The following is a 20,723-nucleotide window of genomic DNA, read 5'->3' on the forward strand; positions in this document are numbered from 1 at the left end:
TATGATTAAAGTTAGCCCATTAACTCAAAAGAAAATCCGTCACTTTAAAGAAATCAAACGTGGCTACTGGTCGTTTTTGATCTTATCCACCATGTTGATCCTTTCTCTGTTTGCAGAGCTGTTGATCAACAGTAAAGCTTTAATGGTGAAGTACGATGGTAGTTACTATTTCCCAGTCGTCAGTGATGTACGTTTAGGTAGCGAGTTTGGCCAAGCTTCTTCGAGTGAAGCCGATTATCGAGAGCTGCAGAAAGTATTTGAAGCGGAAGGCGGCGATAACTTCGTGATTCTACCGATTGTTCCTTGGAACCCATACGAGCAAGACTTTAGTGGTGATTTCCCTCCAACGGCACCCGATGCTGAAAATAAACACTACCTAGGTACGGATGTAATCGGTCGTGATATTTTGGCTAGATTGGTTTACGGCTTCCGTACTGCGATGGGATTTGCGCTGCTAACAATGGCAATCTCTTACGCGATTGGTACTGCCGTTGGCTGTGCGATGGGCTTCTGGGGTGGTAAGTTCGACCTGTTTGTTCAACGCTTGATCGAAGTGTGGTCTATGGTGCCGTTCTTGTACGTCATCATGATCTTAGTATCCATTGTGCAACCCACCTTTACCTTGTTCGTCGCCATTAACGTACTGTTTGGTTGGATGGGGATGACTTGGTACATGCGTACCATGACCTATAAAGAATCGGCTCGCGAATATGTGATGGCAGCGCGTGCGCTAGGAGCATCAACAGGTCGTATTCTGTTTAATCATATCCTACCAAACACCATGGTGATGATCGTGACGCTTGCGCCATTTACTATCGCGGCCAATATCACGGCACTGACCGCGCTAGATTACCTAGGCCTTGGTCTGATGCCACCAACACCAAGTTGGGGTGAACTGCTGCAGCAAGGTAAGTCAAACCTAGACTCGCCATGGATTGTGTCTTCAGTAGTGACTTCAATTGTACTGGTACTGGTGATGGTGACCTTTATTGGTGAAGCGATTCGAGCAGCTTTCGACCCGAAAAAATTCACACGCTATGTTTAAGCAAGCATTGTGAGCAAAACATAAAAAAGGGAAGTTTTATGAAAAAATTATTTTTAGCGTCCACGCTGAGCGCCCTAAGTTTTGGTGCGATGTCAGCAACGCTACCGACTGACTTAAACTGGCAAACAAACTGGGATGAGCCGCAATATGGCTCGCCTGAAGCGAAACGTGGTGGTACTTATCGTACTTACATGTCGAGCTTTCCGCAGACACTACGTAGCGTCGGCCCGGATGCGAACTCTGGTTTGCGTTCGTTCATCTTGGACGAGACGCCAGGGTTGGTGGTTCGCCACCCAGACACCCTAGAATTTATCCCTGAACTGGCCAATGAGTGGGCACTAGCCGGTGATAATAAGACGGTTTATTTCAAACTGAACCCAGAAGCGAAATGGTCCGATGGCAAACCAGTCACGGCAGACGATTTTGTTTTCATGCTTAAGTTCTATCGTTCGAAAGACATTCTTGAGCCTTGGTATAACGACTACTACAACAAAACTGTCGCTGATGTGATTAAGTTTGATGATCATACGTTCGCCGTGAAGGCAGCGAAAGAACTTAATCCCGAAGAGTTGTTGTTAAGAATGGGGGCGCTGCGTCCTCGTCCTGCTCATTTCTATGCGAATCCAAAGAAAGATGAGAACGGTGATGGTATTCACGACAACTTTGTCCGCTATTACAATTTCAAGAGCGAGCCTACGACCAGTGCTTACTACCTAGACGATATCAAAAAAGGTAAAAGCGTAACCTTTAAGCACGTCGGTGAGGACTGGTGGGGTTACACCAATAAGTACTACGAGAACCGCTATAACGTAGACAAGATTCGCATCACGGTTATTCGTGATAACGACATCGCCAAGAAGCACTTTGAGAAAGGCAGTTTAGATGCGTTTGGCCTTGTGCTACCAAGTTTATGGCATGACAAGTCCAATACCGCACCTTATCAAAAAGGTTACATTCAGAAGTTTTGGGGTTACAACCAATACCCTGTTGGCGCTGGTGGCGTTTGGATGAACACCGCAATGCCATTATTGGATGATTTAAACATACGTAAGGGTATTACATACGCGATCGATTTTGATGGCATGATCGAAAACATCATGCGCGGTGATTACAGCCGTAAGCCAAACCCAACAGGCTATGGCCACGGTAAATACACACTACCAGATGCGAAAGCACCAAAGTTTGACCCAGAAAAAGCGGCTGAAGCATTTGCAGCAGCTGGTTTCGATAAGATTGGTTCCGATGGTATCCGTGTCAATGACAAAGGCCAGCGTTTGAGCTTTGAGTTGACCTACGCGACACCTGTTCATACGCCACGAATTGCCTTTGTGCGTGAGCAAGCCAAGTTAGCTGGTTTGGATATTGAACTTAAATTGATCGATGGCTCATCGATGTTCAAATATGTACGCGAGAAAAAGCACGATTTAGCGTTTTTAGATATGGGTACGTCTGAGATCCCAACATATTGGGAGTACTTCCACTCAGTAAATGCCAATAAGCCACAAACTAACTCGTTCACAAACTACAGCACACCAGAGCTAGATGAGAAAATCATCGAGTACCGTTTCAATATGGACATGGATAAGAAGATCCAATTGGGTCATGAAATCCAACGCGATATCATTGACGCGCACGTGATTGTTCCGGGTTATATGGTGCCATACGTTCGTTACGGCCACTGGAGCTGGTTGAAACTACCAGAGAAGCCAATGAACCGAATGACAGAAGCGTTGTTCAGTGGTGGCATTATTGGCGATGGTACTTACTGGATTGATAAGGACGCTAAGAAACAAACCCAAAAGGCGATGAAGTCGGGTAAAACCTTTGAACCGGTTGTTGTCGTTGATGACACGTATAAGCTGTAAGGATGTGTTATGGAAAACGATGTAATCCTGAGTGTTAAAGACCTAGAAGTCGAATTCACTACTGATGACGGCCCAGTGAAAGTACTGCATGGCGTGAATTTTGATGTTCGCGCCGGGCGTACCCTTGGCCTTGTAGGCGAATCGGGCAGTGGTAAGAGTGTGACCTCCATGTCCATCATGGGTTTGCTGCCGAAACCTTACGGTAATATCGTCAATGGTGAGGTTGATTACCGCGGTACAAACTTGGTGACACTGCCGGCAGAAGAAATGTATGCCATGCGCGGTGATCGCATTTCAATCATCTTCCAGGATCCAATGACGGCGCTTAACCCAGTGCACTCTATTGGTCGTCAGCTTTGTGAGGTGCTAGAGCTACACCGTCCTGAGTTGGATAAGAAAGAACGTGAAGCTTACGCCATTGAAATGTTGGCGAAAGTGAAAATCCCAATGCCAGAAAAGCGCTTGAATGAGTATCCACACAATCTGTCTGGCGGCATGCGTCAGCGTGTGATGATCGCCATGGCGTTGGCGTGTAAACCCGACATTCTGATCTGTGATGAGCCAACCACTGCACTGGATGTAACGGTACAGGCGTCTATTCTTGAACTAATGAACGAGCTGCAAGAAGAAACGGGCATGGCGATGATCTTCATTACCCACGATCTTGGTGTAGTTGCTGAAGTGTGTGATGACGTGGCGGTGATGTACGGTGGTCGTATTGTTGAAAAGGCGGAGATTTTCGAGCTATTTGACAATCCGCAACACCCATACACTGAGCGTTTGATGGGCTTGATGCCAAGCTTAGATAACGAGCCTAAGCAAATGATCGACATTAAACCGATCGATGCCAGCATGTTTGCTAGCTAACTGGTGCAAAGTGAACAAGTCATAAAAGAGGATGTTATGGCCAAAGAAGTATTAAGAATTGAAAATCTTAAGCAGCACTTTGTATCTGGTAAAGGACTGTTTAAGAAAGGCTACACCATCAAAGCGGTGGATGGTGTGTCGCTATCAGTAGGTGAGGGGGAAACCCTTGGCCTAGTAGGTGAGTCTGGTTGTGGTAAGAGTACCCTTGGTCGCACGATTCTCAAGTTGTACGAGCCAACGGAAGGCAAGATTTTCTTTGAAGGTAAAGACATAACCAAGTTTTCTGTCAAAGAAATGCGTTCATTGCGTAAAGACATGCAGATTGTCTTTCAAGACCCAATGGAATCACTCAACCAACGTCATACCATTGGCATGATTCTCGAAGAGCCGTACGTGATTCACAATATCGGTACTTCTGCAGAGCGTAAGCAGTGGGTGAAAGAGCTACTGGTTAAAGTTGGCTTGCCAGAAACTGCAGTGAACCGCTATCCGCATGAGTTTTCCGGTGGTCAGCGTCAGCGTATTGGTATCGCACGTGCGATTGCACTTAAGCCTAAGTTGCTGATTTGTGATGAATCGGTGTCGGCACTGGACGTATCGGTTCAGGCGCAAATCCTAAATTTACTGCTTCAACTGCAACAAGAGATGAATTTAGCAATTATCTTTATCTCTCATGATTTGTCTGTCGTGAAGCATGTCTCTGACAAAGTGGCGGTGATGTATTTTGGTAAGGTAGTCGAAGCGGGTAACGCGAAAGAAATCTACGCGAACCCTCAAAATGACTACACCAAGAAGCTCCTCTCTGCGATCCCAATTACTCATCCGAAGTATCGCAAGAAAAAGCGCTTAGCAGAAAAAAAGCAGCAAGTGGCGTAATGCCATCCGCCGAGTAAAATCATCATCGAAAACGCTCCACTTAGTTGGAGCGTTTTTATTATGAGCGTATTTTTATAACTGGAGGGGGGACGCGTCTTCAGCTTCTTTAAAAGAGCGTGCTACACTGCAAGCTTATTCCTTTGATTTGTTTGGATAGTTGACTATGCCGTCGCATTTACCTAAATCATTCAGTCGTCCATTTCTGAAGCTGTTTCACCTGCTTGAAGCCGTGCTTTTGGTTGCCATCACGATGGCGACGGTGTGGGCGATGGTTGAAGAGTTTGTCCATATATATGTGCAAAAGCGCGTGTCACTTGATGACATCTTATTGATGTTCATCTATCTGGAAGTGCTGGCCATGGTCGGGCAGTTTGTGATGAACGGTAAAATACCGGTTCGATACCCGATCTACATTGCCATGATGGCGATTGCTCGCTATATCACCTTAGGTATGAAAGAGCTCGATTCAGTAATGATCGTGTGGTTATCTTTAGCGGCATTTATTCTGGCGGCTGCAACCTTGGTTATTCGAGTTGGTCACCATTATTGGCCGTATATCGATAATCAAACCGCCGAAAAAGACGAATGATGTTAAGCCTCGCTTAGTGCGAGGCTTAATTTTTTGTGTGAAGGGGAATCACATCCTAATGGCATTGGGGTAAAAAAGTGTAAAGTCATCTCAAGCCATCTTGTTTCTTGTCTAATTGATGAGTATCTTCACAATAACCTTTTTACCTGTTCTGATGAGATATTGTGATGTTGGCGAAAAGCACATCGACAATTTATTTTCTGTTGAGTGTCTTGATTGCATTTGCGCTTTCAAGCGGTATCGCTCGTGCAGAAATATCATCAACAGTGAGCCACATCACGACGGCTGAGTCTCTGCATATTAGCTACTGTGATTTAACCTTTGGTTCAGCTAAACAGGACGAACCGGGTTGTTGTGAACCTGGCGGAACATGCTTTGAAAAGCAGTGTTGTTCTCATGGTCACGCATCGGGGACGGCTGTTGTTGAAACTCAGCCAAGATCTTATGAAGCACCTTACAGAGATGAACTGGCGATAAGCAAAATCGCGCTCTATACCAGTGCAGACATGCACTCTCACTATCGTCCTCCGATAGCTTAATTCCTATCTCGCAGCATTTCGCTGCCAACAATTTTACTGCACGTAATGCCGTGCGAATTTGTTACGCGTGTAAATAGCTCCCTATTTGCACCATCCTGTGATGGGAATGAAAAAATGAAAACCAATCTAATTGCTCGTACCGAGCATCTTGCTGCGCGCCTGCCACACCTTGTTACCAACGGAAAATCGGGAGGTCGTCATGACGCATAAGCATTTACCAATCATCTTATTTGTGTCTGTGTGTTTGATTTGGGGCACCACGTGGTTTGCGATGGAAGTGGCGGTGCAAACTATTCCGCCCATCTTTGCTACCGGTCTGCGCTTCCTGATCGCTGCGCCGCTATTAATCATGTTGGCGAAACACCTCAAACAACCTTTGTTCTTCCCGAAAGGGAAAGTGTTCTGGATGTTTGTGGTCGCGATTTTCTATTTCGCGATTCCGTTTACCTTGATGATTTTTGGTGAACAATATATTTCATCAGGCCTTGCCTCGATCATCTTCGCCAATATGCCCATTGCGGTGATGGTGACATCAAGCCTGTTCCTTGGGCTTAGGTTACGTAAATCTCAGATTGCTGGTCTTTTGGTGGCGGTTCTGAGCTTGGTTTTGATTCTGGCTAAAGAGATGAGTTTAGGTGGCGAGGATTATCTACTGGGCTTTCTCGCTTTAGGCGGCGCGGTCTCGATTCATGCGGTGATGTATGTGTTTGTTGAAAAGTTCTGTAAAGGCATTCCAGTGCTGACTTACAACGCCTTTCCAAGCTTTGTTGCCTCAGCGTTGCTCTTTATCACCTCACTGCTTGTTGAACGGCCAGACATTTCTCAGTTCTCGATGGATTCGATTACTGCTGTGATTTATCTCGGTATGTTTGCTAGCGTCGGTGGCATTGTGGCGTACTTTAAACTTGGACAGGTGTCGACGCCATTTACTGCCTCGATCTGTTTTCTGTTTTTCCCGTTGATTGCGCTTAGCCTTTCAACATGGATTGCGGGTAACAGTTTGTCGTTGGTTTCTCTTGCCCTGCTGCTGCCATTACTCGGGGGTATTTTTGTAACGAAAGCCGAGCCTGCTTTCTGGCAGCGCTTTCGCCTTAAATCTGCAGAGCCAAAGCCGGTGCTATGTGAGCATTGTATGAAGAATCTCAATGCCTAACACAGACTAAAGTTTATTAAAAAAGCCCTGCAATGCAGGGCTTTAGAAGATAAATCGAAAGGTCTGTTATTCGATGTTCTGAATTTGTTCACGCATTTGCTCAATCAGAACTTTCAGTTCAACACCTGATGCGGTGATGTCTGTGCTGATCGATTTTGACGCTAGCGTGTTCGACTCACGGTTGAACTCTTGCATCATGAAATCTAGACGACGGCCAACTGCGCCACCTTTCTTCAGGATGTTTGTGGTTTCTTTCACGTGAGAATCAAGACGATCTAGCTCTTCTGCTACGTCTGATTTCTGTGCCAGAAGGATAAGCTCTTGCTCAACGCGAGATGGGTCTAGCTCTACTTTCGCATCTTCAAACTTCGAGAACAGACGCTCACGTTGCCACTCGAGGATTTCTGGCATGCGTGCGCGCACTTTCACAACTTCTGATGTGATCGCTTCTAGGCGTTGCTCGATAAGGGCTTTCATGTTGTCGCCTTCACGACCACGCGCGTCGATGAACTCGCTGATTGCTTCGTCAAAAGCAGCAAGCAGTTCTTTGTTAACCTCATCCATGTTCTGCTCTGGCGTTTCCATCACACCTGGCCATTGCATTACTTGGAATGGGTTGATGCGGCTTAGCTCGCCAGTCATGTGCATCACTTGCTCAGCGGCTTTGATCACTTGGTTTGCCAGTGCTTCATTGATGCTTAGCTCCGCTTTTGCTGCTGGGTTAGCTTCAAAACGCAGGCTACATTCTACTTTGCCGCGTGCTAGGCGCTTGCGAAAACGCTCACGCAGTACTGGTTCAAGAGCACGGAACTGCTCTGGCATACGGAAGTAAGTTTCTAGGTAGCGTTGGTTTACACTGCGGATTTCCCACACTGCGCTGCCCCAATCGCCTTTCACTTCTTTACGCGCGTACGCTGTCATACTGTAAATCATTGAATTTTCCTGTCTTCTAATTTGCTGAAAATTACCCCGCAATAGTAGCACAGCAAGATGGCAGTGGCTTTGCTATTCTGAGCCGAGATTGTCCAGATAGCTTTATTTAATCGATTCCGTTATAATCTGCGCCCAACCAAATCGTCTTCTCCTCATTACTTAAGGTAGATGCCCATGCGTCCAAACGATCGCAAGGCGGATCAAGTTCGCCCAATCAAAATTACTCGTAACTACACAGCTTACGCTGAAGGCTCAGTGTTAGTTGAATTTGGTAACACCAAAGTGTTGTGTAATGCGACCGTTGAAGAATCTGTGCCTCGTTGGCTAAAAGGTCAAGGTAAAGGCTGGGTAACGGCTGAATACGGCATGCTACCTCGTGCGACTCACTCGCGTACTCGTCGTGAAGCAGCGAACGGTAAGCAAGGCGGTCGTACTATGGAAATCCAACGCTTGATCGCTCGTAGCCTACGCGCTGTAGTTGATCTACAAGCGATGGGTGAGTTTATGATCACAGTTGACTGTGATGTTATCCAAGCAGACGGCGGCACTCGCACTGCATCTATCAGCGGCGCAAGCGTTGCAATGGCAGACGCGTTCCAACACCTAGTGGATAGCGGCAAGCTAAAAGCAAACCCAATGAAAGGCCACGTAGCGGCAGTTTCTGTTGGTTTGTTAGGTGATGATGTTCTGTGTGACCTTGAGTACGTTGAAGATTCAGCGGCAGACACAGACATGAACGTTGTAATGACAGAAGAAGGCAAGATGATTGAAATTCAGGGCACCGCAGAAGGTGAACCGTTCAGTCATGAGCAGCTGATGGCTCTGTTAGAGTCGGCGAAAATCGGCATTACGGAAATTGTCGCAGCGCAGAAGGCGGCGTTAGCCAATTGATTTAGATAGCTCCCATTATGGGGGCTATTTTTTTACCTCGACAATAGAGAAATGAATGATTGTCGAGAAGAGACACAAGAAACCAAGGACATAGAGAGAAAATAATGAAAGCATACCAGCGTGAATTTATTGAGTTTGCACTTGAGAAAGAAGTTCTTAAGTTTGGTGAGTTTACTTTGAAATCTGGCCGTAAAAGCCCGTACTTCTTTAACGCTGGTCTTTTCAATACTGGTCGTGACCTAGCGCGTCTTGGTCGTTTTTACGCAGCAGCACTTGCAGATTCAGGCATTGAGTTTGATGTACTGTTTGGCCCTGCGTACAAAGGTATCCCAATCGCGACGACAACAGCAGTAGCGCTAGCGGACCACCACGATATCGACACACCTTACTGCTTCAACCGTAAAGAAGCAAAAGACCACGGCGAAGGTGGAAACCTTGTAGGCTCGGCGCTTGAAGGTCGTATCATGCTAGTAGATGATGTAATCACAGCAGGTACCGCGATTCGTGAATCAATGGAAATCATCCAAGCAAATGGTGCAGACCTTGCTGGTGTGTTAGTTGCGATTGACCGCCAAGAAAAAGGCAAAGGTGAGCTGTCTGCGATTCAAGAAGTGGAGCGTGACTTTGGTTGTGCAATCATCTCAATCGTAAGCCTGAGTGACCTTGTGACTTTCCTTGAAGAGAAAGGTACAGACAAAGAGCACCTAGAAGCAGTAAAAGCGTACCGCGCGGAATACGGCATTTAATTGTTCTTTCATCATTAAAGAAAAAGGGGCTGGTGGATATCCATCAGCCCCTTTCTTTTATCTTTATCACTTACTTGTAGCGAATGCCTTTTGGCGCACTTTCATCAGCCATGGTCTTGTAGCGTTTGTGTAGCCACATCCACTGCTCTGGTGCGCGTAGAATCACTTCTTCCACAAAAGTGTTCATGTAAGCCGCTGCCGCAACTTCGTCTTTTTTCGGGTAGTCGGCTTCAATGCACTTATCAGCGATGATTTCGTACTTGCCGTCTTCATTACGGAAGCCTGAGCCCGGAATAATCGAGCACTTAGACGTGTAAGCCAGAATGCTGGTGCCAGTTGTAGTACAAGCGTCTTCAACTGCGAAGAAAGGCACGAATACCGACTTGTTACGGCCGTAATCGTGGTCCGGTAAGTAGAACAAACGCTCACCGCTACGTAGAACACGAATCATCTGCTTAACGTCTTTACGATCAATCAGCTTGTTGCCGTTATGTGTGCGACCCCAATACTGAATGAAGTTGTATGCAGGGTTATTGTGTGGACGAAATGCGCCGTAACCCGCCACGCCAAGTACTGCAAAGGCACGCGCCGTGATTTCAAGATTGAGTGCGTGCACGCAGCACAGCAATACGCCTTTGCCTTCTGCATTTCTCTCATGCAGCGCGCCTAGGTCTTTCTCAACAATCAGAGTTTTGAAACGCCACGTTGGCCAGAACCAAGTGATACCGGTTTCGATCAGCGCCATACCGGTGTTCTTGAAGTTCTCTTCAACGATGTGTTGGATCTCTTCAGGCGTTTTATCTGGAAAAGCTAACTCAAGGTTACGTGTCGCAACATGGACGCGACCTTTGCCGTAACGCATACCAAGATGGCCAAGCGTGCGACCTAACGATAGTAGCATGCGATATGGAAGGATATTGACCACGATAGCCAAAAAGCCAAAGCCGAGCCAAACGCCCCAGTTACGAGGGTGGAGAAGGGAAAGAGAAAACTCCGGCTTAGTGAATTTGTCTTTACTCATAATCTCTACTTAATTTGTGCGCTAAGAAGTGCCCAATACTCGTCAAAGTTCGCGGTTGGTTGGTATTTGAAATCACTACGAACAAAGCGGTTCAAGCTGCCTTCAACTTGTCCTAGGATTTGAGCTGCCAAAATGCGCTCTTCCACTGGGAACGATTTGCCTTCACGGATCTTACGTTCACGAAGGATCTGACGAAGCTGTGTTTCGATACGTTCAAACAGTTGGTTGATGCGATCGCGTAGGCGCTCATTTTCAAACATTAGAGCATGGCCAGAAAGAATGCGTGTCAAACCTGGGTTACGTTCTGAGAATGCCAGAATAAGGTGCATGACCATGCGAATACGCTCTAGTGTGTCTTTCTCATCATCCAAAATGCGGTTGATGCGTGTCATGAGCGCTTCTTCGATGAACTCAATCAAGCCTTCAAACATGCGAGCTTTACTTGGGAAGTGGCGGTAAAGTGCCGCTTCTGAAACACCGACCTGTTTCGCCAATTTTGCCGTAGTAATGCGTGAAGCGCCTTCTGTAGATTCAAGCATCTGCGCGAGAGCTTGCAAGATTTCTTCACGACGATTGGATTTTTTACTGCCGGCCATTTAGTTACTTCCTTTCAAAATACAAAGTTGAGCGGAGGGGATTATAAGACGCTCTTTGGCATCAAACTAGACCAGTGAGGAGGTAATGGGAGCTTTAACACCCTCACTTGTCATGTTTGTACCAAATTTGTGCCAGTTTTCTATGAAAAGCGAATGGCAATTACATCAATTCGTGCATTTTTTCCAAAATTCTGAAACTTAGCGCTTCTTTGGATTCTAGTGCCAACGCCTGCTCGCCTTGTGGCCAGAATAAAGTGATGGCGTTGTCGTTACTGTTAAAACCTTGGCCTTCAACAGAAACATCGTTCGCACAAATCATATCGAGGTTTTTCTTTACCAATTTACCGCGAGCGTAGGTTTCTACGTCGTTGGTCTCAGCTGCAAAACCAACTGTGAATGGACGTTGCTCAGTCATATTGGCGACGGTCGCTACGATATCAGGATTCTTGACCATGTTGATGGTCATCTGATCGTTGTTTTCGGTCTTTTTCAACTTTTGAGACGCCACATTTTCTGGACGGTAATCAGCTACGGCGGCGCAGCTAATGAAAGCATCGTGGCTAGGCGCGTGAGCCATTACAGCATCATGCATCTCTTGTGCACTCGCAACATTGATACGCTCAACACCCGCTGGCGTATTCAAGCTGACAGGCCCACTGACTAGCGTGACTTTCGCACCTAGTTGCGCTGCTGCGTTTGCTAGTGCAAAGCCCATCTTTCCTGAGCTGTGGTTAGAAATGTAACGCACTGGGTCAATCGCTTCACGAGTTGGACCTGCGGTGATCAATACTGATTTTCCTGCCAATAGTTTCGGTTGGAAGAACTGCTCACACAGATGCACTAACTGCATTGGCTCTAGCATTCGACCAGGGCCAACATCGCCACATGCTTGCTCACCGGCCGCAGGGCCCCAGATGTGCATACCACGGCGTGCCAGTGTCGCGATGTTTTCTTGAGTTGCGACATTGCGGTACATCTGTTGATTCATCGCCGGAGATACCGCTACTGGTGAATCTGTCGCAAGTACTAACGTGGTGAGCAAATCATTACCCATGCCTGCCGACATACGTGCAATCAAATCTGCGGTTGCAGGTGCAAGAAGAACCAAATCTGCCCATTTTGCCAGTTCAATGTGACCCATCGACGCTTCTGCTGCTGGGTCTAACAAGCTGTCCGACACCGGACGCCCAGAGACTGCCTGCATAGTTAAGGGAGTAATGAACTCCTTCGCCGCTTTGGTCATCACTACTTGAACTTGCGCGCCTCTTTCTATTAGGCGACGGGTTAGCTCCGCACATTTATACGCGGCAATACCGCCACTGATGCCGAGTAGAATTTTCTTTCCTGCTAGTGTTTGCATGTGAGATCTCCAATTTTTCTGGCGACGAGTTTAGCACAACTGAATCTCTCATCGCCCAAGCAAATCTGATGAGAAGCTAATCCATATCAAACTACAGAATATTAATTGCTGAGCCTTATATAAAACTTTTGCTTACTTCACAGACAATCTTTGCCCGCTCTGCAAGATAGGAGGGGAAAAATAACAATAATGAGGTAGTGGAATAAGATGGTGCTGAAAAGTCGAAGTAAATTGCTGCTGGTGACTCTGATCCCTTTGTTGTTGATCACCACATTGATCTCGGTGGTCTATTACATCAACGGCAGTAATAGCTTAGAAGCAGAGTTAGCTCGAGATAGACAAGAGTTAATTGATACACGCAAAAAAGAGCTGCAAGCCTACATGATGATGGGTGTTACAGCGGTAAAGCCGCTTTACGATACGGACGTAAACGGCAATAACAAACAAGCAGCAAAAGAAATTCTCAAAGCCATGCGTTTTGAAAGTGACGGTTATTTCTTCGCTTATGATTCGAAAGGGGTCAACACGCTGCATGCGATTAAGCCGTCTCTAGAAGGTAAAAACCTTATCGGTTTGAAAGATGAAAATGGCGTAGCAGTGATTGGCGGGCTGATTGATGCATCTAAGAACGGCGATGGCTTCCTTTATTTCTCTTGGCATAAACCAACCATCGATGCGCAAGCTCCAAAATTAGGTTATGCCGAGTACTTGGCTAAGTGGGACTGGGTGCTGGGTACGGGCATCTATATTGATGATACTGATCAGCAAGTGGCGATGCAGCGTGAACTGCGCACACAAGAGTTGAATGAACATACGCTCTCTGCGGTAACCATCTCGGTCATTGGTCTTATTATCACTAGCGTGCTTACCAGTATTATCGTTTCTAAAGGTATCCAACCACTACAGCACATTGCGGCGTCCTTACAAGATGTGGCTGCGGGTGGCGGTGACTTGACGGCTCGTTTGAAAATCGAAAGTAAAGATGAAGTCGGTGAGGTGGCCTCGGCATTTAATGAGTTCATGGATAAGCTGCATCCGCTTATGCAGGACATCCAACGTTCTGCCGATACAGTACAAAGCGTCTCTGGACAATTGGATCAGCAAACCTCTCAAGCCAGTGCTCAAATGCAAAACCATTGTCTGGAAACCGATAAGGTGGTGACGGCCGTAACGCAAATGAGTATGACGGCAAAAGAAGTCGCGAGTAATACCAATGCAACGGCGCAGGCGATTGATGATGCGAACGGACAAGTGACCGAAGCGCAGCGCGAAGTCGATCAAGCGATTGATGGCATTAGCAAGTTAGTCGATGAAGTGAACAGTACCTCTGAGGCGATTGCAGAACTGAGTCAACAAACCGAGCAAATTACCAAGGTGCTCGATGTGATTGGAGAAATTGCCGAGCAGACCAACTTACTCGCATTGAATGCAGCGATAGAAGCTGCGCGTGCCGGTGAACAAGGTCGTGGTTTTGCGGTGGTAGCTGATGAGGTTCGCTCGTTAGCAAGTCGAACGCAGAACAGTACTCATGAAATTGGCGATATGCTCAAGCAGCTACAAACGGGCGTATCAAGAGCGGTCACTACCATGGCGGCGAGCCAAGAGCGTGGAGCGAAGACGGTTGAAGAGTCCTCTATGATTCAGCAATCGCTGTCTGGCGTGCATCATTCTATTGGTACAATTCGAGATATGGGTATCCAAACCGCTTCTGCGGCTGAAGAGCAAAGTGCGGTTGCTGAGGACATCAACCAGAATCTAGTGGCGATTCAACAAATCGTGAATCGTATTAATGACACGCTTCAGCACGCGGAAGGCATCAGTACTCAGTTGTCGCAGTCAGGATCTGAAATTCACGATCTGGTTGGAAACTTCAAGCTTTGATGGATCGCTCGGTTACATAGAAAAGTAGTGGTCAACGAAAAAAGCGAAAGTCAGGTTCGACTTTCGCTTTTTATTTTGTGCAATAGGCGCTCACTTATAAGAGAGAACCGCCTAATGACATTGAAAACCTTGCCCAACGAGTCCATGCCAAGAGAGAAATTGCTACAACGCGGACCACAAGCGTTGTCGGATGCCGAATTACTCGCTATTTTCCTACGCACTGGAACGCAAGGCATGAACGTCATCGAATTAGCCGACTTTCTGATCCAAGACTTTGGATCGCTTCGCCAGTTGTTTTCTGCCTCAGAGAAAGAGTTTTGCCAACATAAAGGGTTGGGGCAAGCGAAATACGTCCAGTTACAAGCCGTTTTGGAAATGACGCAACGTTATTTAGCCGAGACATTAAAACGTGGTGACGCGTTAACCAGCCCTGAACAAACCAAACTTTATCTTTCTTCTATATTAAGAGACCGTCAAAGAGAGGCTTTTTACATTCTTTTCTTAGATAACCAACATCGGGTGATAAAAGATGAGATTTTATTCGAAGGTACACTCGATGCTGCATCGGTTTACCCAAGAGAAGTGGTTAAACGCGCCTTACATCACAACGCTGCTGCATTGATTCTGGCCCACAACCACCCGTCAGGTGTGGCGGAGCCGAGCCAAGCAGACAGAAGGATTACCCGGCGTTTAATCGACGCTTTGGGCCTAGTAGATATTCGAATTTTGGACCATTTCGTTATCGGAGATGGGGAAAGCGTCTCTTTTGCCGAAAGAGGTTGGATATAACTGTGCGTTTTTTAGGTTGTTAGTTGCTAAAAATCTGCTATCATCCTCGCCACTAAATTTTTAACTGAATTCAGCTTGGACTGCTAGAAAAAACCTGCTGTCTAAAAAAAGATCACGAAAACCTGTAAAAAGGATCTGTTCGGGTCTTGAGCAATGCATATCAAGTTAGTATAATGCGCGACCTTTGATAGCCTTGTATGGATTTTCCATAGCGGTTCTTAACCTCTAACTTCTTTCCAAGAAATAGAGAGGTTCGGCCACCAAGGTTGATATCGAGCTGAAACGATTTTGGAGAAGACATTCATGTCACGAGTATGCCAAGTAACTGGTAAGCGTCCAGTAACGGGTAACAACCGTTCACACGCACGAAATGCTACTAAGCGTCGTTTTCTGCCGAACCTACAAACTCATCGTTTCTGGGTAGAGAGCGAAAAACGTTTTGTTAAACTACGCCTATCTGCAAAAGGTATGCGTATCATCGACAAGAAGGGTATTGATACTGTTCTTGCTGATATGCGTGCACGTGGCGAAAACGTTTAAGAGGAAATAGGCAATGGCAAAGAAAGGCGTTCGTGAGAAAATCCGTCTAGTATCTTCAGCAGGTACAGGCCACTTCTACACAACTGATAAGAACAAGCGTAACATGCCAGGCAAATTTGAGATCAAGAAATTTGATCCAGTTGTACGCCAGCACGTTATGTACAAAGAAGCTAAAATCAAATAATTGGTTTTGTCTCTTTGACGATTTGAAAAACCCAACTTTCGAGTTGGGTTTTTTATTACCTAAAATTCCTCCATCTCTCCTTCATTTCCATCCTCACCACGTTTACATACAGATGTTCTAGTCAAGATTGATGAGCTTTGATAGTTTGTTTCTAACTACTTGAGATTAGGAACCACTATGCGTGTAAGTCCGGCTCGCCGCCGCCGTTGGAACAACATTCTTATCCTAGGCATCATCGTATTTATGCTGATCCTCAATGCACCAACATGGATCAAATCTTACCTTATTGAAGAACCCGCGGATCCTTATCCAAACTTGCTGCGCTCCGATCATGACGTCAGTGCTATCTACTATGCAGGTTGGGAATTAGATAAGCAGAATGGCCAATGGCAATCGAACATTAAAGCCAATATTCCCGTACAAGAGCTTGTGACTCGTTGGCAGTCATTGGAAGGTACTGAGCTGACACCAGAGCAATACGAGCAGTTAAAGCCGCGTTTATCATCACCGGAAAGCATCGAAATTTGGTATCAAGGGCTTGAGGAGCCACAACGAGTGACTTTCTATCGCCTTGACGATTTTTGGTTGTTTAAAAACTGGCAAGGGAAATGGATTGCGATTTCTGTCGATGGTAACTACATAATGCCCAAGTAATTTAATAGCTAACTAGCTTGATACCAAGTGACGTTATGGGCAATAACCCTTTGCGTCACCAGTATTTGTCTTAGCTTTTTTCGATTATGCTAGCCACCCAGTATCAAAGTTCTTAGTGTTGTAAGGAGAATCAAATGCCTGAATTACCTGAAGTTGAAGTAAGCCGAATGGGCATCAGCCCACATATGATTGGCCAAACGATCAAGGCATTTGTATTTAGAGCCCCGAAACTGCGTTGGGATATCCCGCAAGAGCTTAAAAAGCTAGAAGGGCAGGTAATTCGGAATATCAGTCGCCGCGCTAAGTATCTGTTGATAGAAACGGACGAAGGAACTGCGATTGTTCACTTAGGCATGTCGGGTTCACTGCGTGTGTTAGATGCTGATTTTCCTCCAGCAAAGCACGATCATGTGGATCTCAAATTGAGCAATGGCAAAGTGTTGCGCTACAACGATCCACGTCGTTTTGGCGCATGGCTGTGGAGTGCGCCCAATGAGCCACATGCAGTTTTAGGTCATATGGGACCAGAGCCATTAACTGAAGAGTTCAACGCGGACTACGTAGCAGAGAAAGCCAAAGGTAAGCGCGTTGCGATTAAGCAGTTCATCATGGACAACAAAATCGTCGTCGGAGTCGGAAATATCTACGCCAACGAATCATTGTTTAAATCACGTATTCATCCCACTCGCCCTGCAGGAAAACTAACCAAGAAAGAGTGGCAATTGTTGGTAGAGAACATCAAAGCTACGCTAGAGATCGCCATCCAGCAAGGCGGAACCACACTGAAAGATTTTGCCCAAGCAGATGGCAAACCGGGTTACTTCGCACAAGAGTTATTAGTTTACGGAAAAGCCGGAGAGCCATGTCCAGAATGCGGCGAAGCTCTCCAAGAACAAAAGATAGGCCAACGTAATACCTTCTTCTGCGGGGAATGTCAGAGGTAAAGCTTAATAGAGGAAGGACAAGATTACATTTGTCCTGATTTCTCGAAGTACTTTTTTGCAACTAACAATGAAATTAAACGCTCGCGTTTTTGATCTCGGAACTGACCAACCCATGCGTGAGCGTTTTTGATGATGCTTTCAGCTTCTTCTGGATGAGCGATGTAGTACTCCATTTTCTCAATTAAATCAGAGTAGTCATCCGCAACTTCAACATAATGAATGCCCGCTTCGAGGCGACCCTCCATAAACCAAGTTTCGCAAGTTGGCTTCGACATGAGCACTAGTGAATTTGAAGACATTGCCCATTTAAGGTTGGTGGCAACGTCATTTCCTTCAATGGCCAAAAGGAACTTGTAAGTAAGTTGCTCTTCTATTGACATAAACTCTTTCTCCCATGGGTTTCCATCTAAAGGTCGAGTCTGGCCAATATTGCACATTGGATGATCATGAAATTTCTGTAACACAACCTGTCTACGTGGTTGGAATCCTACACCACGCCAAGCCACCATATTTTTCTTTGCTTCAAATGACAATTTATCGCGAACAAAGTAAAAGTGTCGAATTGCATTTAATTTTAATATTACTGAATTGCCATTATCGTCGCTAATGGGGCGACTTTTCACAAATGTCGGCTCATCTGGGACGTGTCGAACATCACCGTTGAGGTAATGAAAAGCGAAGTTTGACGGAAAGCCTTTAATGACTTTGAGTAAATCGAAGTAATATGTTGTCCCACTAGTTTTCTTAAAACTACCGACTTTAGTTCCTTTATTGCCTACTTCAAATTGCTCTATGATCTTGTTGTAATATTTGACTCTAGCTTGAATGTCACTTTGCTCATTCTCGTCGTATGCCTTTAGCTTTCTTTTGGCATACAGTCGAAAAAGCGAGGCGGGAATGAGCGATATTAATGAGTTGCTGGAATAGTATTTGAATTTAGTGAAGCTCATTTGGCTACCTTTGTTTTGATAGCTGTATGAACACATTTTGGCACAAACTGCTCGACATCACCGCCATGGATTGCTACTTCACGGACGATGGTAGAGGAGAGAAAAGCATACTCTTCTGCTGGTGTCAGGAACACGCTCTCAACACCTGGTAATAGTTTGCGGTACATGCTCGTCAGGCCAAATTCGTATTCAAAGTCGACAGTTGTTCTGAGGCCGCGCACCAGCACATTTGCTTCTTGCTCACGAGCAAAATCAACCAGTAAGCCACTAAAACCAGCGGTTGATACATTACTTAAGTGCGCTGTTGATTCTTCAACAAGTTTTACTCGTTCTTCTAGGCTAAACAGTGTTTGTTTTGAAGGGCTTGCTGCGACACCTATAATAATTTGATCAAACATGTTTGCGGCACGCGTAATGATATCTAGGTGACCGTTAGTGATTGGGTCAAACGTTCCTGGGTAAATGACTTTTTTCATCGTAAAACTTTCTCGTAAACATCTACGTATTGGTTAGCAGTGTAGTTGATATCAAATAACTTCAGTTTCTCTTGCCCATTGGCGATGAATTCTTGTTGAAGCTTTTCATCTTGAGCGATCTTCATTATTGCATTCGCCAGATCTTGTGCATTACCTGGTTCAACAAGTAAGCCGTTTGAGTTGTGGTCGATAATGTCAGGGATCCCACCTGCATTAGTACCTATAACAGGTAAACCAGAGCCCATACCTTCCAAAATGACAGAGCCCAGTCCCTCTGTGTAAGAAGGATGAACCTGCAAATCTGCCGCAGTAAACCAATCGCCCATATTGCTTTGTTTACCCTCGAAACTGATGTTAGTTAGGCCTTTTGCTTGTGACTCAAGTGCCTGCTTCTCTGAGCCATCACCTAGCAAACAAAAATGGATAAAGGGTGCGGACTTTTCTAATAGCCTTGCCGCGTCGACAGTGACATTGAAGCCTTTATGTTTCAGCATGTTTGCTCCATGTATCACTATAAATTTACCAGAGAAGCGGTCTTTAATCGCTTGTACCGTTTCAGCGTTAGCAGGGTATGTCACCGGTGAACTTGGGATCTTGTAGGTTACTGAAGTTGGGTAAGCGTCTTTCACTCTCTGAACTATTTCAGTACTTAAACCTACCACAGCGGAGGCTTTCGAATAGGCTAAGTTTGCCAACCATTTCTTTTTCAATGTGTTGTCGATTCGGCGAGTGACAATATATGGCTTGCCGTAGAGCATATGTTGGATCAGAGCCCAATAAATGGCACGTCCTTCATGTACATGGATCAGAGCACAATCCTTAGTGATAGATTTTGAGTGTGCTTTGGTAAAGTGGTTCGCTAATACCACTTTAACGCCTAATGCTTTTACCGCATTGACGAAAGGGCTCTTAGGATTTGCAACAACAGTCAGTTGATAGCCGAGCTTTACTTGCTGCTTAATGAGCTGCAGCGTCTGATTCTCGCCACCATGGTATCCAGAAGCTAAGTTAACGTGGCAAATGTTCATGTTATTGCTCTTTATTATGTTTTTTGACGTAATCACGCAGCCATAGGTCTGCATAGCGAGTAAAGGTTGTGTTTGCACTTAGTACGGCGAGTAAAAAGCCATGTCGACCATCTAAGAAGCCACGTTTAATAATATACATTTTGAAGAAACGGAAGAAACCATGGGTAAATGCACTAAAAAGTGAGGCTGACTTTTTACCTTCACGCTGGTCTGCCCAAGATTGCATGTACAGTTGGGTTTTTCGCGTGTACTCGCCAAGCTTTTCATAAGTAAAATGCTTCAAACGACCATTTAATGAAACAATTTTAAAGCCATCGGGAATAACAACGCTTTCATGAACGAGCGCGTCGTTATATTTCGTTTCTGATGTTTTGTATAAACGTACAACCCAATCAGGTGACCAGCCTGAGTAACGAATCTCTTTTGCAAAGGCTGTCGTCAGTCGGTTCACACGATAAATATTTTTATCGCAGTGTTGGCTGATTGCGTTGAGTATGTCTTCGCGTAATTCATCGGTAACACGCTCATCGGCATCCAACCAAAGCACGAAATCCGATTCCACATAGTCTTGAGCAAGCTGGCGTTGCTTGCCAAACCCAGGCCATTCTAAATTGGTATAAAACTTATCAGTATACTGCCTAGCGATCTCTTCAGTGGTGTCAGTACTACCTGAATCTAGAAGAACAATCTCATCGACCCAATCTTTTACTGTGTCTAGACAAGCTTTTAGATGCTTCTCTTCATTTTTAACGATCAACGCGACGGCTAAGGTAGGTTTAGACAAGGTAGTTTCCTT

Annotated in this window: 23 protein-coding genes; 15 read left to right on the forward strand and 8 right to left on the reverse strand. The window is 45.6% G+C overall.

What is annotated here, in order from left to right:
* Window position 1 precedes the first annotated feature (1 nt).
* The 7 genes from GXP65_RS16395 to GXP65_RS16425 all read left to right on the forward strand — a co-directional run bounded on the left by GXP65_RS16395 (window position 2) and on the right by GXP65_RS16425 (window position 6,934).
* Window positions 2-1,045, forward strand: coding sequence for an ABC transporter permease subunit (locus tag GXP65_RS16395; protein ID WP_005430115.1), 1,044 nt, complete (start codon window positions 2-4; stop codon window positions 1,043-1,045).
* Window positions 1,046-1,083: 38 nt separating this feature from the next.
* Window positions 1,084-2,910, forward strand: a complete 1,827-nt coding sequence (locus GXP65_RS16400; RefSeq protein WP_045368218.1) for an extracellular solute-binding protein — start codon at window positions 1,084-1,086, stop codon at window positions 2,908-2,910.
* Between the two features lie 9 nt (window positions 2,911-2,919).
* A complete protein-coding gene (locus tag GXP65_RS16405; protein WP_005430191.1) occupies window positions 2,920-3,777 on the forward strand; it encodes an ABC transporter ATP-binding protein in 858 nt (285 codons plus the stop codon).
* 36 nt (window positions 3,778-3,813) lie between these two features.
* Window positions 3,814-4,653, forward strand: coding sequence for an ABC transporter ATP-binding protein (locus tag GXP65_RS16410; RefSeq protein WP_005529144.1), 840 nt, complete (start codon window positions 3,814-3,816; stop codon window positions 4,651-4,653).
* Between the two features lie 163 nt (window positions 4,654-4,816).
* Window positions 4,817-5,242 carry a phosphate-starvation-inducible PsiE family protein gene (locus GXP65_RS16415; RefSeq protein ID WP_005430195.1) on the forward strand — a complete coding sequence of 142 codons (426 nt, stop codon included), beginning with the start codon at window positions 4,817-4,819 and terminating at the stop codon, window positions 5,240-5,242.
* A 167-nt stretch (window positions 5,243-5,409) separates the two neighbouring features.
* The gene (locus GXP65_RS16420; RefSeq protein WP_162093323.1) at window positions 5,410-5,781 is read left to right on the forward strand and encodes a hypothetical protein; all 372 of its coding nucleotides are present in this window, start codon (window positions 5,410-5,412) and stop codon (window positions 5,779-5,781) included.
* Between the two features lie 199 nt (window positions 5,782-5,980).
* On the forward strand, window positions 5,981-6,934 hold the full coding sequence (locus tag GXP65_RS16425; RefSeq protein ID WP_162093277.1) for a DMT family transporter: 954 nt from the start codon (window positions 5,981-5,983) through the stop codon (window positions 6,932-6,934).
* A gap of 66 nt (window positions 6,935-7,000) precedes the next feature.
* Here GXP65_RS16425 and GXP65_RS16430 read toward each other — a convergent pair whose 3' ends face one another.
* On the reverse strand, window positions 7,001-7,867 hold the full coding sequence (locus tag GXP65_RS16430; protein WP_005535311.1) for a YicC/YloC family endoribonuclease: 867 nt from the start codon (window positions 7,865-7,867) through the stop codon (window positions 7,001-7,003).
* A 174-nt stretch (window positions 7,868-8,041) separates the two neighbouring features.
* Here GXP65_RS16430 and rph point away from each other — a divergent pair, with 174 nt between their 5' ends.
* The gene (rph, locus tag GXP65_RS16435) at window positions 8,042-8,758 is read left to right on the forward strand and encodes a ribonuclease PH (protein ID WP_005535312.1); all 717 of its coding nucleotides are present in this window, start codon (window positions 8,042-8,044) and stop codon (window positions 8,756-8,758) included.
* Window positions 8,759-8,862: 104 nt separating this feature from the next.
* Window positions 8,863-9,504: an orotate phosphoribosyltransferase gene (pyrE, locus tag GXP65_RS16440; RefSeq protein WP_162093278.1), complete on the forward strand. Its 642-nt coding sequence runs from the start codon at window positions 8,863-8,865 to the stop codon at window positions 9,502-9,504.
* A 70-nt stretch (window positions 9,505-9,574) separates the two neighbouring features.
* On the opposite strand, the gene GXP65_RS16445 is transcribed toward pyrE, so the two are convergent.
* The 3 genes from GXP65_RS16445 to coaBC form a co-directional block, all read right to left on the reverse strand.
* Window positions 9,575-10,525 carry a Kdo(2)-lipid IV(A) acyltransferase gene (locus GXP65_RS16445; RefSeq protein ID WP_162093279.1) on the reverse strand — a complete coding sequence of 317 codons (951 nt, stop codon included), beginning with the start codon at window positions 10,523-10,525 and terminating at the stop codon, window positions 9,575-9,577.
* A 5-nt stretch (window positions 10,526-10,530) separates the two neighbouring features.
* Window positions 10,531-11,121, reverse strand: coding sequence for a nucleoid occlusion factor SlmA (slmA, locus tag GXP65_RS16450; RefSeq protein WP_005434407.1), 591 nt, complete (start codon window positions 11,119-11,121; stop codon window positions 10,531-10,533).
* Window positions 11,122-11,281: 160 nt separating this feature from the next.
* Window positions 11,282-12,481, reverse strand: coding sequence for a bifunctional phosphopantothenoylcysteine decarboxylase/phosphopantothenate--cysteine ligase CoaBC (gene coaBC, locus GXP65_RS16455; RefSeq protein ID WP_162093280.1), 1,200 nt, complete (start codon window positions 12,479-12,481; stop codon window positions 11,282-11,284).
* 207 nt (window positions 12,482-12,688) lie between these two features.
* Here coaBC and GXP65_RS16460 point away from each other — a divergent pair, with 207 nt between their 5' ends.
* The 6 genes from GXP65_RS16460 (at window position 12,689) to mutM (ending at window position 17,473) form a co-directional block, all read left to right on the forward strand.
* The gene (locus tag GXP65_RS16460; protein WP_162093281.1) at window positions 12,689-14,362 is read left to right on the forward strand and encodes a methyl-accepting chemotaxis protein; all 1,674 of its coding nucleotides are present in this window, start codon (window positions 12,689-12,691) and stop codon (window positions 14,360-14,362) included.
* A gap of 114 nt (window positions 14,363-14,476) precedes the next feature.
* Window positions 14,477-15,151 carry a DNA repair protein RadC gene (gene radC, locus GXP65_RS16465; RefSeq protein WP_162093282.1) on the forward strand — a complete coding sequence of 225 codons (675 nt, stop codon included), beginning with the start codon at window positions 14,477-14,479 and terminating at the stop codon, window positions 15,149-15,151.
* Between the two features lie 303 nt (window positions 15,152-15,454).
* Window positions 15,455-15,691 (forward strand): 50S ribosomal protein L28, encoded by a 237-nt coding sequence (rpmB, locus tag GXP65_RS16470; protein WP_005384783.1) that lies wholly within the window; start codon window positions 15,455-15,457, stop codon window positions 15,689-15,691.
* A gap of 13 nt (window positions 15,692-15,704) precedes the next feature.
* Entirely contained in the window at window positions 15,705-15,875 is a 171-nt protein-coding gene (gene rpmG / locus GXP65_RS16475; protein WP_004410866.1) for a 50S ribosomal protein L33, read from the forward strand.
* Window positions 15,876-16,052: 177 nt separating this feature from the next.
* Complete coding sequence (locus GXP65_RS16480; protein WP_005434400.1) at window positions 16,053-16,529, forward strand: hypothetical protein; 477 nt, start codon at window positions 16,053-16,055, stop codon at window positions 16,527-16,529.
* Window positions 16,530-16,663: 134 nt separating this feature from the next.
* The gene (mutM, locus tag GXP65_RS16485; RefSeq protein WP_162093283.1) at window positions 16,664-17,473 is read left to right on the forward strand and encodes a bifunctional DNA-formamidopyrimidine glycosylase/DNA-(apurinic or apyrimidinic site) lyase; all 810 of its coding nucleotides are present in this window, start codon (window positions 16,664-16,666) and stop codon (window positions 17,471-17,473) included.
* Window positions 17,474-17,496: 23 nt separating this feature from the next.
* On the opposite strand, the gene GXP65_RS16490 is transcribed toward mutM, so the two are convergent.
* Genes GXP65_RS16490 through GXP65_RS16505 form a run of 4 tightly spaced genes read right to left on the reverse strand, consistent with a single transcriptional unit; the run spans window position 17,497 to window position 20,711 of the window.
* Window positions 17,497-18,423 (reverse strand): glycosyl transferase family 90, encoded by a 927-nt coding sequence (locus GXP65_RS16490; RefSeq protein WP_162093284.1) that lies wholly within the window; start codon window positions 18,421-18,423, stop codon window positions 17,497-17,499.
* Window positions 18,420-18,899 (reverse strand): pantetheine-phosphate adenylyltransferase, encoded by a 480-nt coding sequence (gene coaD, locus GXP65_RS16495; RefSeq protein WP_162093285.1) that lies wholly within the window; start codon window positions 18,897-18,899, stop codon window positions 18,420-18,422. The genes GXP65_RS16490 and coaD overlap by 4 nt, the downstream gene beginning before the upstream one ends.
* Complete coding sequence (locus tag GXP65_RS16500; protein WP_162093286.1) at window positions 18,896-19,927, reverse strand: glycosyltransferase family 4 protein; 1,032 nt, start codon at window positions 19,925-19,927, stop codon at window positions 18,896-18,898. Before GXP65_RS16500 ends, coaD begins: the two co-directional genes overlap by 4 nt.
* A 1-nt stretch (window position 19,928) precedes the next feature.
* Complete coding sequence (locus GXP65_RS16505) at window positions 19,929-20,711, reverse strand: glycosyltransferase family 2 protein (protein WP_162093287.1); 783 nt, start codon at window positions 20,709-20,711, stop codon at window positions 19,929-19,931.
* Window positions 20,712-20,723 lie beyond the last annotated feature (12 nt).

Source organism: Vibrio sp. LB10LO1, assembly GCF_010092875.1.
GTDB classification, from domain to species: domain Bacteria; phylum Pseudomonadota; class Gammaproteobacteria; order Enterobacterales; family Vibrionaceae; genus Vibrio; species Vibrio campbellii.

Bases quoted from the DNA above. Each gene is read 5' to 3' on its own strand.
- GXP65_RS16395 (WP_005430115.1), top strand. From the start codon at position 2: ATGATTAAAGTTAGCCCATTAACTCAAAAGAAAATCCGTCACTTTAAA.
- GXP65_RS16400 (WP_045368218.1), top strand. From the start codon at position 1,084: ATGAAAAAATTATTTTTAGCGTCCACGCTGAGCGCCCTAAGTTTTGGT.
- GXP65_RS16405 (WP_005430191.1), top strand. From the start codon at position 2,920: ATGGAAAACGATGTAATCCTGAGTGTTAAAGACCTAGAAGTCGAATTC.
- GXP65_RS16410 (WP_005529144.1), top strand. From the start codon at position 3,814: ATGGCCAAAGAAGTATTAAGAATTGAAAATCTTAAGCAGCACTTTGTA.
- GXP65_RS16415 (WP_005430195.1), top strand. From the start codon at position 4,817: ATGCCGTCGCATTTACCTAAATCATTCAGTCGTCCATTTCTGAAGCTG.
- GXP65_RS16420 (WP_162093323.1), top strand. From the start codon at position 5,410: ATGTTGGCGAAAAGCACATCGACAATTTATTTTCTGTTGAGTGTCTTG.
- GXP65_RS16425 (WP_162093277.1), top strand. From the start codon at position 5,981: ATGACGCATAAGCATTTACCAATCATCTTATTTGTGTCTGTGTGTTTG.
- GXP65_RS16430 (WP_005535311.1), bottom strand. From the start codon at position 7,867: ATGATTTACAGTATGACAGCGTACGCGCGTAAAGAAGTGAAAGGCGAT.
- rph (WP_005535312.1), top strand. From the start codon at position 8,042: ATGCGTCCAAACGATCGCAAGGCGGATCAAGTTCGCCCAATCAAAATT.
- pyrE (WP_162093278.1), top strand. From the start codon at position 8,863: ATGAAAGCATACCAGCGTGAATTTATTGAGTTTGCACTTGAGAAAGAA.
- GXP65_RS16445 (WP_162093279.1), bottom strand. From the start codon at position 10,525: ATGAGTAAAGACAAATTCACTAAGCCGGAGTTTTCTCTTTCCCTTCTC.
- slmA (WP_005434407.1), bottom strand. From the start codon at position 11,121: ATGGCCGGCAGTAAAAAATCCAATCGTCGTGAAGAAATCTTGCAAGCT.
- coaBC (WP_162093280.1), bottom strand. From the start codon at position 12,481: ATGCAAACACTAGCAGGAAAGAAAATTCTACTCGGCATCAGTGGCGGT.
- GXP65_RS16460 (WP_162093281.1), top strand. From the start codon at position 12,689: ATGGTGCTGAAAAGTCGAAGTAAATTGCTGCTGGTGACTCTGATCCCT.
- radC (WP_162093282.1), top strand. From the start codon at position 14,477: ATGACATTGAAAACCTTGCCCAACGAGTCCATGCCAAGAGAGAAATTG.
- rpmB (WP_005384783.1), top strand. From the start codon at position 15,455: ATGTCACGAGTATGCCAAGTAACTGGTAAGCGTCCAGTAACGGGTAAC.
- rpmG (WP_004410866.1), top strand. From the start codon at position 15,705: ATGGCAAAGAAAGGCGTTCGTGAGAAAATCCGTCTAGTATCTTCAGCA.
- GXP65_RS16480 (WP_005434400.1), top strand. From the start codon at position 16,053: ATGCGTGTAAGTCCGGCTCGCCGCCGCCGTTGGAACAACATTCTTATC.
- mutM (WP_162093283.1), top strand. From the start codon at position 16,664: ATGCCTGAATTACCTGAAGTTGAAGTAAGCCGAATGGGCATCAGCCCA.
- GXP65_RS16490 (WP_162093284.1), bottom strand. From the start codon at position 18,423: ATGAGCTTCACTAAATTCAAATACTATTCCAGCAACTCATTAATATCG.
- coaD (WP_162093285.1), bottom strand. From the start codon at position 18,899: ATGAAAAAAGTCATTTACCCAGGAACGTTTGACCCAATCACTAACGGT.
- GXP65_RS16500 (WP_162093286.1), bottom strand. From the start codon at position 19,927: ATGAACATTTGCCACGTTAACTTAGCTTCTGGATACCATGGTGGCGAG.